Consider the following 17,346-nt stretch of genomic DNA (forward strand, 5'->3'; position numbering starts at 1 on the left):
TTCAATCAAATCAAAAATCTTAATTACCAACTTAAGTTTAATAATGAAATCAAATATTTTAATCGATGCCCACATTCATATCCATGAATGTTTTGATTTGAATACTTTTTTTAATTCTGCAAAATCAAATTTTCAAAATCAAGCGAACAAAATTAATTGTGATAATTTTCAGTCCGTACTTTGTTTAACAGAATCACATAAAGCAAATTATTTTGCAAATCTTTTTGATAAAGCTGAAACGAATGAGAAGATTGGTAACTGGGAAATTGTGAATACCCCAAATCAAAACTCAATAATTCTAAAAGATAAAGATAGTTTTGAAATCTTTTTAATTGCAGGTCGACAAATTGTAACTAAAGAAAATCTTGAAGTTTTGGCTTTAGGCTTAAATGAAGATCCGAATGACGGAAATCCAATTGAAGAAGTTATAAAATTTGTAAACGCGAATAAAGCTATTTCGGTTATTCCATGGGGTGTTGGTAAATGGATGGGAAATCGCAAACAAATTGTTGAAAAATTAGTGTTGCAAAATAATACATTTCCTATTTATTTGGGTGATAATGGAAATCGCCCGTTTTTTTGGAGTAAACCGGAAATTTTTAATGAAGCTTTGAAAAACGGAATTATAAATATTCCCGGCAGCGATCCTCTTCCATTTTTAAATGAAGTGAAAAAACCGGGAAGTTTTGGATTTATTATCGATGGAAATTTAGATAAGGAAAAACCATTCGATAGTATTTATGAAAAAATAAATTCTTCCAAAATTCAGTTTAAAACTTATGGGAAATTGGAAACCGGATATAATTTTTTGAAAAATCAAATTTCAATGCAGATTGTTAAACGAAGTAGAAAATAAATGAAAACTTTAGTAATTGCACCCCAGCCGTTTTTTTCTCCGCGCGGAACACCGTTTTCTGTTTATTACAGAACTATGATAAGTTCCGAGCTTGGCGTAAAAATGGATTTTCTCACTTACGGCGAAGGTCAAGATGTTGATATTCCAAATGTAAATATCATAAGAATTCCCAGATTTAAAATGTTGGGAAATGTAAAATTAGGTCCATCACCATTAAAATTATTTTTGGATATTTTCATCATTTTAAAAATGCTTCAGCTTTTTATCACAAAAAAATATGATGTTGTTCACGCACATGAAGAAGCTGTATTTTTTGCTTGGTTTTTCAAACCAATTTTTAAGTACAAACTTATTTATGATATGCACTCGAGTTTGCCGCAGCAGCTTACAAATTTTCAATTTACTACTTCTAAATTTTTGATTAACACTTTCAAAACTCTGGAAGATAAATGTTTGCAAAGCGCCGATGCAATTATTACTATTTGTCCCGATTTAAGAGATTACGTTAATACGATAATCACAAAAAAAGAAAAACATTTTTTAATTGAAAATTCAATCTTTGAGCCGGTGAAACAGAAAAATAATAATCAGCAAAAAACTTCTGAAGTTGAGTTGGATTTTAAAGTTGAGGAATTTGTAAAAAGTGATGAACAGCTTTTAGTGTATGCGGGAACGCTTGAGAAATATCAAGGAATTGATATTCTTGTAAAATCAATGAAAGGTGTTATCGAAAAAAATAATAAAGTAAAGTTAATTATTGCCGGCGGAACTAAAGTACAAGTCGAAGAGTTTTCTAAATTATCAAATGAATTTGGCGTAAATAATTTTATAAAATTTACCGGAAGAGTTGCTCAAAAATATGCAAAAGAATTTTCTGCAAAAGCCGATATTTTACTTTCACCGAGAAGCGATGGAACAAATACTCCTCTTAAAATTTACGAACAATTAGCTTCGGGAAAACCGCTTGTTGCGACAAGAATTTATTCCCACACGCAAGTATTGACTGATGATGTTGCATTTTTAGTTGAGCCAAATCCGCAAGAAATGGCAAATGGAATTTTGGCTGCAATAAATGATAAAGAATCATCAAAACAAAAAGCTGATAATGCGCTAAAATTATACGAGAAAGAATATTCCCGAACTGTTTATACATCAAAACTTAAAAAATTATTGGAGACTTTATAAATGTGCGGTATTGCCGGCGTTGTTTCATTTCAATCTAACCCGACAATTTCTTACGAAATGTTGAAATCTATGGTTGATACTTTGTATCACCGCGGACCCGATGAATCCGGTATGGCAATTCACGGTAATGCTGCATTGGGAATGCGCCGTTTATCTATTATAGATTTAAGCGGTGGAAGTCAGCCGATTTATAATGAAGATAAATCAATTTGGACAGTTTTCAACGGAGAGATTTATAATTTTCCGGAATTAAAAAGTGAGTTAACAAGTAAAGGTCATGTATTTAAAACTAATTCCGATACGGAAGTAATTGTTCACGGATATGAAGAATGGGGAAATGATTTTCCAAAACATTTAAATGGAATGTTTGCAATTGCAATGCATGATCAGAAAAAAAATAAATTTTTTCTTGTTCGTGATCATATCGGTATTAAGCCGGTTTACTATTCATTCAATAATAAACGTATTGTATTTGGTTCGGAAATTAAGGCAATTTTAGAAACCAAACTTGTTGAAAAAGAATTGGATATGAATGCACTCGGAGAATTTCTTTCGTGGGAATATATTCCGGGTGAATCAACTTTATTAAAATCTGTAAAAAAATTAGAGCCGGGAAAATTTTTAGAAATTGATATTTCTAATCCCAAATGTAATCCTCAAGAATATTGGGATGTTCCGTTTCATTGCAATTCACAAAATTTAAGCGAAGCAGAATGGATTGAGAAAATAGATTGGCAGATTAAGAAATCAACAAAAATGCAAATGATAAGCGATGTACCGCTTGGCGCATTTCTCTCCGGCGGAGTTGATTCTTCTTTAATTGTTGCATCTATGGGAAATGCACAAACATTCAGCATTGGCTTTGATGATCCGACATATAATGAATTAAATTGGGCGCGAAAAGTTGCAGATCATCTTGGCGTTGATCATAAAGATGAAATTATCAAACCGAATGTATTGGAATTGTTTAATCATCTTATGCAATTTATGGATGATCCGATCGGTGATTTTTCTATTTTCCCAACTTATTTAGTTTCGCGACTTGCACGAAAGCACGTTACGGTAAGCTTAAGCGGCGATGGCGGCGATGAACTTTTCGGCGGATATGAAACTTATCTTGCAAATCATAAAGCAAATCAGTTTGAAAAAATTCCTTCTTTCTTGCGGAAAGGATTAATTGAGCCGGTTATAAATTCTATAAATCCAACAGCTAAGAAAAAAGGATTGATAAATAAATCGAAAAGATTTGTTGAAGGATTGCAGTACGAGAATGAACTTTCTCATGCCCGCTGGCGCTTGTTTATTGGCGATGCCGTAAAACAAAGTTTGTTTACAAAAGATTCATTAAATAAAATAAATGTAAATTCTGCGGATCATATTGTAAAATTGTTTAACAAAGCCGGCGATAGAGGCGAACTAAATAGAAGTTTGTATGTTGATGTAAAAAGTTATTTGGTTGATAATATTTTAACTAAAGTTGATAGAATGTCGATGGCAGTTTCACTAGAAGCACGTGTTCCGTATCTCGATCCCGATGTCGTTGATTTAGCATTTCAAGTTCCGGAAAAATTTAAAACAAATTCGACCGAAACTAAAATAATTCTAAAAAAGGTTGCAGCTCAACATGTTCCAAGCGAATGTATTTATAGACCCAAAGAAGGATTTTCAATTCCGATAAAAAATTGGCTGAACAATGAATTTAAACCTTTGATGGATAATTTACTTGATGAAGGCAAAATTAAATCAGATGGAATTTTTAATCCAATAATGGTTAAGAATTTGAAAAGTGAACATAATTCCGGAATTGCAAATCACAGCCATATTTTATGGGCTTTAATTGTTTTCCATGATTGGAAAAACAGATGGTTAGATTCTAACTAATATAAAATAGATTTTAAAATGACAAAAATTATTAGAGATATTAATTCCGCGAAAAACAAAAATTATGATATGATCATAATCGGCGGCGGATTTTACGGTGTTATGCTTGCGTATGAATCATCATGCAGAGGATTGAAGACTTTATTACTTGAGAAAAATGATTTTGGTTCGGCAACAAGTTTTAACAGTTTAAGAATTGTTCACGGCGGATTGAGATATTTGCAGTCTTTGGATTTGCACAGATTTAAAGAATCCGTTGGCGAGAGAAAATGGTTTTTGAAAAACTTCCCGAATTTAACAAAACCGATTTCATGCTTAATGCCGCTTTACAACAAGGGTTTGCAGAGAAATTCAATAATGTGGGCAGCACTAAATTTAAATGATATTTTATCAATCAATCGTAACAATGAAGTTGGAGAAAAAAATAGTTTACTTAACGGTAAAGTAATTTCATCAAAAAAAGTAAAAGATATTTTCCCAATGGTTGATACAAAAGAATTAAAAGGCGGCGCAGTTTGGAATGACGGCGCAATGGATGACTCTCAGCTTGTAATTCTTGAAATTTTAAAAGCCGTTACGGATAATGGTGGCACAGCTTTAAATTATTTTGAAGTAACAAATATTGTTCAAGAAAATAATAAAGTTAAAGGTGTAATTGCTGTTGATGAAGAATCAAATTCGGAAGTTGAGTTTAATTCATCAATTGTAATAAATTCAACCGGACCTTGGAGCAGAGAATTAGCAAAATCATTCCATAAAGATTTTGAAGATTTGTTTAAGTATTCAATTGCGTGGAATATTTTATTTGATGTTGATGCTTTATCGGAAAGCGCACTTGCTATTACTCCGCCAAAAGATAATGCAAAAGCATATTTTTTGCGTCCGTGGAAAGGTAAATTATTTGCCGGCACAACTCACCAAGCTTGGGATGGAGTTGAAACTAATCCAATTCCCACAGAAGAATCAATAAACAATTTTATTGAAGATTTGAATTTGTCAATTCCCAATTTGAATTTAACAAAAGATAAAATTCTGCAAATTTATTCGGGATTGCTTCCGGCAAAAAAACAAGGTTCGAATGAAATTGCAGTAAGAGAAATTATTCTTAATCATGCGGAACAAGGCGGACCGCAAGGATTATATAGTTTATCCGGAGTTAAATTAACAACTTCACGATTAGTTGCGGAGAAAGTTTTAAATAAAATTTTCGAAAATAAAAATATTGGAAAAAGAAAAAGTATTAAGTTCAGTCCTAAATCAAATAAAGAATACGGAGTTTTTGAATGGGATTGGAATTTAGAAGATAAAGAAGTTAGAGAAATTATTAAATCCAAATTTGAAAATGAATCGGTTGTTCATTTGCAAGATTTGCTTTTACGCCGATCAACATTAGGTGATAATCCAATTAATGCTTTAAAATATGCTGAAGAAATTTGTAAAATTTTAGGCTGGGATAAAGAAAAAACAGAAAATGAAATTGAAGATTTGAAGAATTATTATACGAAAAGAGGATTAGTAATTTCCGAAAAAGAAGGAGTTTTGGTTTAATGAAAGCTTTGGTAACGGGTGCAAATGGATTTACAAGTTCATACATGGTAAAAAATTTATTGAAAAATGGATATCAAGTAAAAGGTTTGGTGAGAAAATCCAGCAACTTGGAATTGTTGGAAGGTTTGAATATTGAATTAGCTTATGTTGATTTAGCAAAGGATGAAATTAACGATGATATTATGAAAGATGTAGATGTTGTTTATCATATTGGAGCAGCATATAGAACAGAAGGTGTTCCGCAAAAATATTTTTGGGATGTAAATGTTGAAGGCACAAAAAAATTATTAGTTGCAGCAAAAAAAGCCGGAGTTAAAAAATTTGTTCATTGCAGTACGGTTGGAGTTCAAGGCGATATAAAAAATCCTCCCGCAAAAGAAACTCATCCGGATAATCCGGGAGATTATTATCAAGAATCAAAATTAGACGGCGAAAAATTAGCGTTAAAATTTTTCAAAGAAGAAGGACTTGCAGGAACTGTTGTTCGTCCGGTGGGAATATATGGTCCAGGTGATACAAGATTTCTTAAACTTTTCAAAACAATCAGCAACGGTAAATTTAAGATGATAGGAAACGGAAATGTTCTATATCATTTAACATTTGTTGAAGACTTGGTAGAAGGATTTAGATTGGCCGGCGAAAGTGAAAAAGCAAATTATGAAATATTTACAATTGGCGGGAACGGATATTTAACTCTAAATGAGTTAGTAGAAAAAATTGCAAAAATTTTAAACAAGCCGATATCGAAAATTAAAATTCCGGTTTTTCCGGTATGGGTTGCCGGAGCATTGTGTGAATTTATTTGCAAACCATTTGGAATATCACCCCCAATTTTTAGAAGAAGAATAGATTTCTTTGTTAAAGACCGGGCATTCGATATTACAAAGGCTCAAACAATGTTAAATTATAATCCCAAAGTTACTTTGGAAGAAGGTTTAACCAGAACAGCTAATTGGTATAAAGAAAAGAAATTGATATAAAGTTTTTTGAAATAAAAGGAGCAAAATAAATAATGAAAAGAGTTACAGTATTAGGAAATTTTTCCGGCAGAAATGCGGGCGATAATGCAATCCTTGGAAATTTATTGGATGATATTACTGAAAAATATTCCGATATAAAATTTTTAGTACCAACTTGGAGTGTTGATTTTGTTAATAAACATTTTGGTCATCATAACATAGAGGCAATGGGATTAAAGCCCTGGAATATGGCTTTCAAGATTCTAGGATATCCAACATATAAATCAATGATTGATACAGATTTAATTTTGATAACAGATAATATTTTGTTTGATAGAAAATATTTCAATCCGCTTTTTAATTATTTATCAACAATTGCTTTGTTTGCTCCTTCAGCAAAAAAAAGGAAAATTCCAATTCTACCGTACAATGCAAGTTTAGGACCAATAACTACGGATCGCGGCAGAGTTGCAATGCAGAAAATATTGGATGCAAGTCCATATTTAAGTGTTCGTGATCAGCAATCCAAAGATATGCTTGATAACAACAAACTAAAATACACAAAAATTATTGATGGTGCGGATTGCGCAATAAATACAAAAAATATTGATGAATCAAAAATTAATGAAATTGCTCAAAAAGAAGGATTATTCAAAAATCCAAACGGAACTTTGAGCTTTAATATAAATGCATATATTGATTCATGGCAAAAGATTATGCATGGCGGAGAGGAATTTGGAAGAGAAAAATTTGTTGAATTAATTGCTAAAACTCTTGATTCAATAATTGAAGAAATGAAGTTAGATATTATGTTCACAGTAACGCAAGTTATGGATATAACAATTGCTAACGAAGTTTTAGCAAAAGTTAAAAACAGAAATAAAATTACGGTAATTGCAAATGCAAAATATACGTATCAAGAAATTACAAGTTTATTAAGCAAATGCGGGTTGCATGTTGGAATGAGAACTCACTCTTTAATTCTTTCATCTGCAGCATTAACGCCAATGATAACAATTAATGCTTATCCAAAATCCGGTGGATACGTAAAAACAATTGGTCAAGGGGATTGGATAATTGATTTTGAAGATATGAATTATGAAAATCTGATGAGAATTATTAAAGACGGCTGGAATAAACGAGTTGAAACAAAAGAAAATATGATTCCGCTAGTAAGAAGAGAACAGCAAAAAGCAAAGGATGTTGTGAATTTGGTTGGTGAGTTACTTAAAATTAAATAGGGAAAATTAGATGCAAGATTCAAATCCTAATTTTGTTGATGGAAATTCTTTAAAGAAAATTGATATGAAAAAATTAAGTGTCGCTTTTACAAATAAAAATCTTTGCACAAGAAGCGGAACTTGTGTAGGTGCCTGTCCGGAAAAAGCCTTAGTAATTGGTAAAGATTTTTATCCGGAAATTAACGAAGATTTATGTACATCTTGTGGAATATGTGCAGAAGTTTGTCCAGGTGAAAAAGTTAATTTTAAAGAACTAACAGAAATTACATTCGGACATTCTAACGATGTTGATACTTTTGATGGCGAAGTAATAAAAACAGTTGTAGGTTATTCAAGTGATCAAAGAATAAGAGGAGCTGGTGCCGGAGGCGGTGTAATCACCGGTTTGCTTTGGGATTTGCTAAAACGCAAAGTTGTTGATGGATGTATAGTAACAAGAATGAATCCTAAAAAACCATATCATGGAGAAGTATACATTGCGAGAACTTACGAAGAATTATTGGAAAGCCAGCAATCAAAATATATTGTAATTCCCGTAAATGAAATTTTCAAAGAAATTAGAGATTTGCCAGGAAAATATGCTATGGCAGCTCTGCCATGTCAAATTCATGGTATAAGATTGATGGAGAAAATAAAAGATCCGGTTGTTCAGAAAATTGAATTAATTATTGGTTTGTTTTGTGCTGCAGCAATGGAACCGTTTGTTGCATTAGAAATGATGGAAATGAAAAATGTAGATCCAGACAATATTACAACATTTAATTTTAGAGAAGGCTCTTGGCCAGGTCATATTAGAGCAACATTAAAATCCGGTGAAAAAGTTAATATGCATTATTCAAATTTTAAAGACGGTGCAATTAACTATATGACGCAATTGTATAGCCCTTTTAGATGTCAGACATGTATAGATGGATCATCGGAATTTTCTGATATTTCCGTAAGTGATGCATGGACAAGAGATGAAACCGGAAAGTATATTTTTGAATCTCAATCCAAAATGTTAATCAGAACTGAAAAAGGACTTAAAGCTTTAAATAATGCTGTTGAAGCCGGCTCGTTAATAGTTGAAGATGTAACTAAAAATAAAAATTATCAAACGCATAAATTGCATAGACGCAAGAAAGGACTTAAAACTCCGCTGCGGGTTGAAAGGTTAAAAGCAAAAGGGATTCCGGTTCCAATTTATGATAGAGTTGTTCCTAAACCAACATTGCGAGAAAGTTTTGAAGAAAGATTAGAAACATTTGTAATGATGTGTGGACATCATAGAATTATTAGATATCCTTTATACAAATTTCTAACATCCAAATGGGGTGTTCCTTTCATAAAATTAAGACAATATAATAAAAGTAAAAAATATAGAAGAAAATAGAGTATGGAAGTCCAACAAAAAGAAGAACATAATTTAAATTTCCACTCATTTATTGATGATAAAAAAACTTCTCGATTAGGGAAATATCAAGATATAGTTATCGGAAATAGAAAGATTGGTGATTTATTTTTATATGAATTATTTACTTTTTTATTTGCGAATATGTTCGGACTGTTGGGGTTATTATCCCGACAATTAACATATCCAAAACTTTTTAAAAAGTTAGGTAAAAAAACCACAATTGGAAATAGTGTAAGTTTTAAGCAAGCAAAAAAAATATCAATAGAAAAAGGATGTGTAATTGATGATTTAGTTAACCTAAGTGTTAGAGGTTCAGAAACATCAGCAATAAAAATTAATGAAAAAAATTTTGTTGGAAGGGCAACTGAAATTAAAGTAAGAGAAGGCGAAATTAAAATAGATAGTTTTTCAAGTATTGGAAGTAATTGCAGAATTTCTATAGCAAACGGAAATATTGAAATAGGGAAGTATGTTTTTATTGCAGCATACTGCTACATTGGAGGTGGAAATCATAAAACAGATAGAATTGATATTCCAATTGCTCATCAAGGTTTTGATAGTAAGGGTGGCGTGTACATTGGTGATGATGTTTGGATTGGTGCAAATAGTGTAATTGCTGATGGTGTAAAAATTGGCAAAGGATCAATAATTGGTGCTTGTTCATTTGTAAATAAAGATGTACCGGAATATTCAATTGTATTTGGAATTCCCGCAAAAGTTCATAAATCAAGAATTTAATTTTTAGATGAAAAAATTTATCACTTCCTCTTTCAGAATAGTTTTTACACTTTTGCTAATTTATTTTGCATTGTACAAAGCTGGCATTTTAAATTCCGAAGGAAGAGAAAAATTCATTAACCTTCTTAAAGATGTAAACTTTTTTTATGTTTTTGCAGCGTTGTTTATAACCTTTCTGTTAAATTTATCAAGTGCAATTAAGTGGAAAATGCTGTTAGATTCGCGCAGCATAAAAGTTTCATTATGGCGGACTTATGCATATTACAATATTGGAAAATTTTTTAACTTAATTCTGCCAACAAGCATGGGCGGAGATGTTGTTAGAATTTTTCAACTTGGAAAATTTACCGGTAAAAAACACACAGCAGCAGCTTCTGTTATTGTTGAAAGATTTACCGGCTTAATTACTTTAATATTATTCGCAATAATTGCAGTCATAGTTAATATGCAAAAATTTAATCATGATTGGTTAACAATTTCTTTAGGAATTGGAGCTATTGGATTAACTTTTGTAGCTTGGCTTGTTATAAGTGAAAATTCATATAAATTGATTACGAAATTTTTTGGTTCGAAAAATAAATATGTAAATAAATTTATTAGTAAAATCGATAAACTTAGAAAACCAGTGTTAGAATACAAAAATGATAAAAATGCAATAATTTGGGCAATGATTAATTCAGTAATATTTCAACTGCTAGCAGTTTTAAATGTTTGGTTAAGTTCGTTAGCATTTAGCAATGAAATTGATTTAATTACATGTTTTGTTGCAGTTCCAATAATTATGTTTATAATGAACATACCATTTTCTATTGGTGGAATAGGTTTAATGGAATTTGGATATGTATTTACTTTTTCTTTATTTTCGGTATCTCCATCATTATCACTTTCCACGGCTTTACTAATTAGAGCCAAAGGAATTATTGATGCAATTATTGGCGGAATGTTAAATATAGTAGTAAACAAAAATGGTTCGGTTGTAGAAGAAATACAAAATTCAAAAATTATTACAGAAAGGGTGTCTTGAAAAACAGAAGTAACCAATTTAAATTCTTTTTTATAATGTCACTTTTTTTGATTTTGACATATTCTCATGCGCAAAACATTAAATTAATTTCTCCAAATGGAAAAGAAATTTTATCTCAAAATTCAAGATATAGTATTACTTGGAATTCAAATGATGTTAAAACTATATCGTTATATTATACATCTGATGATGAAAATTGGGTAAAAATTGATCAGGGTATAAGCTCAGATTTAAGATCTTATAGTTGGAAAGTACCTCAAATAAATAAACCTATTAAAATCAAAATATTTTCTGAAGAAAATAAAGAAATTTTTGATGTATCGGACAAGTTTGTTTTTATTAACAATAATTTATCGAGTAATATTTTTTCATTTCAAAAAAAGACAATTGATCCAGTAAGAATACTTCCGCTTGGAAATTCAATAACATTTGACAATAGAAAAGATGATACAAGAGTTGTAGAAGATAAAATTGGTTATAGATTTCCGTTATTTAATTTGCTACAAAACAAAGGATACTCTTTTGAATTTATAGGAAGTGAACATGCAGGCTTCAACTTTTTTTCAAATGATGAGAATGCCGGATTTCCTGGTATTAGGAGTTCAGAACTAGCTAATTTATTAATTACCGGCAGAAGATATCAACCTTTTTACTCAATTGACCAACAAATTACTTCAGGACCATATTTAGAAACTTACAATCCTAATATTATTTTGATTCATTCTGGAACAAATAACAATGATAATCCAGTTGATGGTACAATTCCGGAATATATGGAACAAATATTGGATGAAATTGATCGTTATGAGCAAGATAATAATGTTGAAGTTATAGTCATATTGGCAAAAATTATTGATCGAGTACCAAATCAAAACTATGTAAATACGCTAAATAATAATGTTGAAGAAATGGCATTAGATAGAGTAAATAATCCACTTAATGATGCATACCCCGATAAAATAATTATTGTGGATATGGAAAATGGAGCCAATATAGATTATGCTATAGATACTATGGGAACAATTGGGAATGGTATTTATGGTGACATGAATGACGCGTTACACCCAAATGATAAAGGTTATCAAAAAATGGCAAATGTATGGTTTGAGGCAATTGATTCAATTCTTGATTCTCCTATTTTAATAAATAAACATCCAATTTCATTATCGGTTATTGAGAATAATACGGTAGAATTTCTTATCTCAGCCTCAAGTTCCCTGCCGTTAACATACCAATGGAAAAAAAACGGATTAGACTTAGTTGGAGAAAATGATTCAGTTTTAACAATTGAGAATGTTGGTGTTGAACTGAATGAATCTGAATTTATATGTCAATTATCAACTTGGGGCAAAACTCTTGAATCTAATTCAGCTTTTCTAAATGTAACTGCGAAGGATTTACGAGTTTCTAGTAATCTGCAAGTCTTGTATAGTTTTAGTGAGAGCTCTGGAAAAATTATACACGATAATCTTGAGGTTACAAACCCATTGGATTTGTCAATTAATTCAACTTCAAATTATGAATGGTTCTATAATTCTTTGAAAATTTCAAATAGTTCTCATATTCAATCAATAGATAAACCAAGTAAATTATTTAATTCAATAATTTCCACTAATGAATTAACGGTTGAATTGTGGATTAAACCACAAAGTGCTATTCAAAATGGGCCTGCGCGAATTATTACATACTCACCAAGCAGATTTGAGAGAAATTTCGGCTTGTTACAAAATGGCGATAGATATGAGTTTAGACTAAGAACTACTGCTACAGATAACAACGGAATTCCTTCGATAATCACAGATGCCGGGAAAGTAACTGAAAATTTGACACATATTGTTTATACACTTTCAAGCGAAGATACGGCAAAATTATACTTAAATGGTGTTCTTGAAAAAACAATGCATCTAAATGGTACATTTGATAACTGGGATGCAAACTATTCTTTTGGTATTGCTAATGAGTTTAATGATGATAAACCATGGTTTGGAACTTATTATTTAACAGCAATTTATGATAGATCTTTAACAAATGATGAAATTTTACACAATTATTCAATAGGTGTTTCAAATTTTACAGATATGGAACCACCCCAAAATCTAAATATTCAATTAACTGATGAAAATGAAATCGAATTAACTTGGGAAGATACTTCACTTGATGAATTAGGATTTGTAATACTTAGAAAGGATTATAATCAGTTGTCTTTTGAATTAATAGATTCCATTTCTTCGAATTCATCAACCTATATTGACAATACTGCTGTAGAAGGAATAAAGTATGAATATTGTATTGTCTCATATAATAGTTTTGGAATTAGCGAATCATCAAACATTGTAAATATTTATAAACCATTGCCTAATCCAATAAATTTGAGCGGTACTAATAATCTAAATGGACAAGTAGAATTAACATGGGAAGACAAATCAAGTTCTGAAATAGGATTTATAATAGAAACTAAACCTGCTATTCAAGATTCTATATATAAAATAATAGGTACTGTTAATGCTAATGAAGTAATTTTTACTGACACAACTAATAAATTTTATTCTCCATATGTGTATAGGGTATATGCGTTTACAACAGATACGAATTCACTTTTTAGTAATGAATTTATCATTAATGTTGTTGATATAAAAGATGAAAATCTTTATGAGAATAATGAATTTGAATTATATCAAAATTATCCTAACCCATTTAATCCCACTACAAATATTGTATATAGTATTTCCGAAGATTCAAAAGTATCATTAACTATTTATAATGTTTTGGGACAAGAACTTAAAAAACTTGTTGATCAAGTTCAGTCAACAGGTAAATATCAAATTATTTTCGATGCCAAAGATCTACCGACAGGTATTTATTACTATTTAATTACGGCCACATCGATTTCAACTGGCAAGGTATTTGATAATTGTAAGAAGTTGACATTTATTAAATAGTGTAATTTCTAAATAAAGTTAAAATTTACTAAAAAATTAACGATAATAGGGTACTACTATGTATTATTATGAGAATTGTTATATTTTTCATATCAGTTTATTTCATTATATAAGTAAATGAAAATTTAAATTTATATATTTCAATTAAATAGGAGAGAGTTAATGAAAAAGGTATCCGTTTTTTTACTTTTTTTAATGTTAGTTTTTGCATCAAATACAATTTTTTCGCAAATTCCCGTTGTTTCATCACCAGATAATCAGCAAGTTTTAGAAGGAGAAGTTGCTACTTTTTCAGTAACTTTGATCGGAGGGCTTCAACCGGTCACATATCAGTGGCAGGCAACTTTTGATCAAAATGCATCGAATTTTGCAAATATTCCTGGTGCAATGAGTTCATCTTATTCTACGTCGCCAACAACCTTATCAATGGATGGAGGCTGGTATAGATGTGCTGTAACTAATGATTCGGGAACAACATATTCAAATTATGCAGTTCTTTCGGTTGAACCAATTGTTAGTCCAACAATTACAAGTCACCCATCAAATCAAAATATAAATATTGGTGAAGCAGCTACTTTCTCAGTTAGCGCGACAGGCACACTTCCATTACAATATCAGTGGTATGCAAATTCAATTTTAATTCCCGGCGCAACTTTATCTACATATACAACAGATATAATAAATGATATAGAATTTGATGGAACGACAATTTACTGTATTGTAACAAATATTGGTGGTTCAAAACAGAGTAATGCTGCAACTTTAAATGTTTCATACGAAAACGCTAGAATTACTGATGGCTTGCAAGTTTTATATAATTTTAAAGAAGGTTCAGGTGATATTGTCTATGATGAATCTGGAGTCGGAACTCCTCTAAATCTAACAATTAGCAATCCCACAAAAGTTATTTGGACAAATAAGGGACTGAATGTCTATACTGAAAATAGAATTAAATCTACATCTGTAGCTTCAAAAATAATTAATTCTTGTGTTACCTCGAATGAAATGACATTTGAAGCTTGGTTTATACCAACTGATATGGTTCAGAGAAGTGTTTATGCAAGAATAATGACAATGACAAATACAAGTAAATCAACTTCTAATATTAAATTGGATCAGTTAGGTACAAATTATAATTTTCACGTTAGGACCGTATCAACTGGCCTAAATGGTGATGAATTCACCAACATAAACAATGCTCAAAAATTAATACACTATGTAGCAACAAAAAATGCCGCAGGAAATGTTAGAATATATCTAAATGGAACAAAAGTTGTTGATGAATTGCTTTCTGGAAATTTTTCGAATTGGGATCCAGGGTATTATCTCTATTTAGGTAGTGATGCAGAAAATAATGTTTTTTGGCAAGGAACTTTTTATTTAACAGCTATATATAGTCGTTCTTTAAGCGAATCTGAAATCAACCAAAACTACTTTTTTGGAGTTGAAAGTGATATTTTTCCTTTAATTACTGCGCAGCCTACAGATGTTCTTTTAAAACCAACAGGTCAAACAGCAACATTTTCAGTTACCGCAATAGGTAACGCTCCAATATCTTATCAATGGTATAGAAATAATGGCTTAATATCAGGAGCAACTAGCTCAACTTATACAACTCCTATTTTAACTCTCGGTTATAATAATAATACCTATAAGTGTATAATCTCAAGCCCTGATGGCTCAATAGAAAGTAATTCAGCACTTTTAACTATTACCGAACCTGATGTTAGAATAACACAGGATATTATTGCACAATATACTTTTACAGAGGGTTCTGGCTCAATAATAAATGATGTTTCGGGAGTAGGCGAGCCGATTGATTTAGTAATTAATACTCCAGAAGCTATTAATTGGATACAAAATGGATTAGAAATAAATTCAGAAGCGAATATCTTTTCTACAAGTGCAGCATCAAAAATTTATGAAATGTGTACTTCCACAAATCAGTTAACAATTGAAACATGGATAAAACCGGCTAATAAAACTCAGAATTATCCTTCAAGAATTGTTACATATTCACAAGATGGTTTAGCACGTAACGTTTCACTTTCTCAAGAAGCTGATCAGTATTCTGGAAGATTAAGAACTTCAGTAACTACGACCAACGCATCACCTTATGTTGTGTCATTAAATTCACCAGTTGAAGAAAAACCACAACATGTTGTTTATGTATTTAGAGAAGATGGAGTAGCCATTATATTTGTTAATGGAGTCGAAAAAGTTAGAAAAACAATTGGTGGTGATTTTTCTACATGGACTGACTCTTATAGACTTGGAATAGCAAATGAAGTAATAGATTCAAGACCTTGGTTAGGTACTTTTAATTATTTAGCCATATTCAATAGAAGATTAACATCAGAGGAAGTTTTACACAATTATGAAATAGGACCTTATGGAGTTGAAGTAGGGGTAAATGCTCCATCTGATTTAGTATCTTCCGCAAACGAAGTTGGTAAAATTTCTTTAAGTTGGACAGACAACGCGACAAATGAAGATAGTTATATTATTGAAAGAAGTGAAGTAGTTCCTCAAGTTTGGTCAGACATTGATACATTATCATCAAATACTGTAAATTTTATTGATTCAAATATTTTAGAAGGAAGAAACTATACATATCGTGTTAAAGTTACTAATTCATTTTTAGATATAGATACAATATACAGTAATGAAACTACAGTTATTTCTTTAATTAAAAATCCAGCTGGATTAGTTGGAAAAGCAGATCAATTGGGTCAAATTAATTTAAGTTGGACTGATAATTCGAATGGTGAAAATGGTTTTAATATTGAGCGAACTTTAGGTGAAGTTGAACCATTTGTTTATACTGTTGTTGGCTCTGTTGGACCAAATATTACGACCTATGATGATTTTGGGATTGAAGAAGGCGTTATATATGCTTATAGGATAAACGCATTTACTGAATTTATCTCATCAAATAATAGTAATGTTATGAGTTTAAGAAGTAAAGCCTCATTTATTAATGCTCCAACTGATTTAGCAATAGAACTTGATCCTATTTACGGACAACCGGTTTTAAATTGGACTGATAATGCATTTAATGAAAATGGATTTATAATTGAAAGAAGATTAGTGACAATAGGTTCAATATTTTCTGTAATTGATTCTGTTGGAGCTGACATTACAACTTATACCGATCTTACTGTTACAGATAGTACATCATACATATATAGGGTTTTTGCTTTCAATGATGAATATATTTCAGATAAAAGTTCGGAAATTTATATTGATGTTTTGGTAGGTGTGGAAGAAGAAAATATTCCCAATGAATTTGGATTATTACAGAATTATCCAAATCCATTTAATCCATCAACTACCTTTGCTTTTAATCTTCCCAAAGAATCTAATGTTATTTTGACAATTTATAATCTAATAGGTCAAAAAATACAAGTTGTTACAGAAAATAATTATTCAGCTGGAAGACATGAAATTTTGTTTGATGCAAGCAATCTAACATCTGGAATATATTTGTATTCGATAAAAGCAATTTCAAATACAGGTGAGAAATTCATTCAAACTAAGAAATTTATATTACTTAAATAATTTTAATTGTTATTTACTCTA

At 30.7% G+C, this 17,346-nt stretch carries 11 protein-coding genes; all 11 read left to right on the plus strand.

The features are described 5' to 3' along the window. Window positions 1-43 precede the first annotated feature (43 nt). The 11 genes from IPH62_08285 (at window position 44) to IPH62_08335 (ending at window position 17,325) form a co-directional block, all read left to right on the plus strand. Window positions 44-856 (plus strand): hypothetical protein, encoded by an 813-nt coding sequence (locus IPH62_08285; protein ID MBK7105267.1) that lies wholly within the window; start codon window positions 44-46, stop codon window positions 854-856. Next, the gene (locus IPH62_08290; protein MBK7105268.1) at window positions 857-2,041 is read left to right on the plus strand and encodes a glycosyltransferase family 4 protein; all 1,185 of its coding nucleotides are present in this window, start codon (window positions 857-859) and stop codon (window positions 2,039-2,041) included. Beyond that, a complete protein-coding gene (asnB, locus tag IPH62_08295; protein ID MBK7105269.1) occupies window positions 2,042-3,922 on the plus strand; it encodes an asparagine synthase (glutamine-hydrolyzing) in 1,881 nt (626 codons plus the stop codon). 18 nt (window positions 3,923-3,940) lie between these two features. Next, window positions 3,941-5,470, plus strand: a complete 1,530-nt coding sequence (locus tag IPH62_08300) for an FAD-dependent oxidoreductase (protein MBK7105270.1) — start codon at window positions 3,941-3,943, stop codon at window positions 5,468-5,470. Continuing rightward, a complete protein-coding gene (locus IPH62_08305) occupies window positions 5,470-6,450 on the plus strand; it encodes an NAD(P)-dependent oxidoreductase (protein MBK7105271.1) in 981 nt (326 codons plus the stop codon). Before IPH62_08300 ends, IPH62_08305 begins: the two co-directional genes overlap by 1 nt. Before the next feature lie 32 nt (window positions 6,451-6,482). Continuing rightward, window positions 6,483-7,670 carry a polysaccharide pyruvyl transferase family protein gene (locus IPH62_08310; GenBank protein MBK7105272.1) on the plus strand — a complete coding sequence of 396 codons (1,188 nt, stop codon included), beginning with the start codon at window positions 6,483-6,485 and terminating at the stop codon, window positions 7,668-7,670. 10 nt (window positions 7,671-7,680) lie between these two features. Beyond that, complete coding sequence (locus IPH62_08315; GenBank protein MBK7105273.1) at window positions 7,681-9,042, plus strand: Coenzyme F420 hydrogenase/dehydrogenase, beta subunit C-terminal domain; 1,362 nt, start codon at window positions 7,681-7,683, stop codon at window positions 9,040-9,042. A gap of 3 nt (window positions 9,043-9,045) precedes the next feature. Then, a complete protein-coding gene (locus IPH62_08320; GenBank protein MBK7105274.1) occupies window positions 9,046-9,801 on the plus strand; it encodes an acyltransferase in 756 nt (251 codons plus the stop codon). Between the two features lie 7 nt (window positions 9,802-9,808). Further along, window positions 9,809-10,825, plus strand: coding sequence for a flippase-like domain-containing protein (locus IPH62_08325; protein MBK7105275.1), 1,017 nt, complete (start codon window positions 9,809-9,811; stop codon window positions 10,823-10,825). Between the two features lie 35 nt (window positions 10,826-10,860). Continuing rightward, window positions 10,861-13,764, plus strand: coding sequence for a T9SS type A sorting domain-containing protein (locus tag IPH62_08330; GenBank protein MBK7105276.1), 2,904 nt, complete (start codon window positions 10,861-10,863; stop codon window positions 13,762-13,764). 162 nt (window positions 13,765-13,926) lie between these two features. Beyond that, on the plus strand, window positions 13,927-17,325 hold the full coding sequence (locus IPH62_08335; GenBank protein ID MBK7105277.1) for a T9SS type A sorting domain-containing protein: 3,399 nt from the start codon (window positions 13,927-13,929) through the stop codon (window positions 17,323-17,325). Window positions 17,326-17,346 lie beyond the last annotated feature (21 nt).

Source organism: Ignavibacteriota bacterium (assembly GCA_016708125.1).
GTDB lineage: Bacteria > Bacteroidota > Ignavibacteria > Ignavibacteriales > Melioribacteraceae.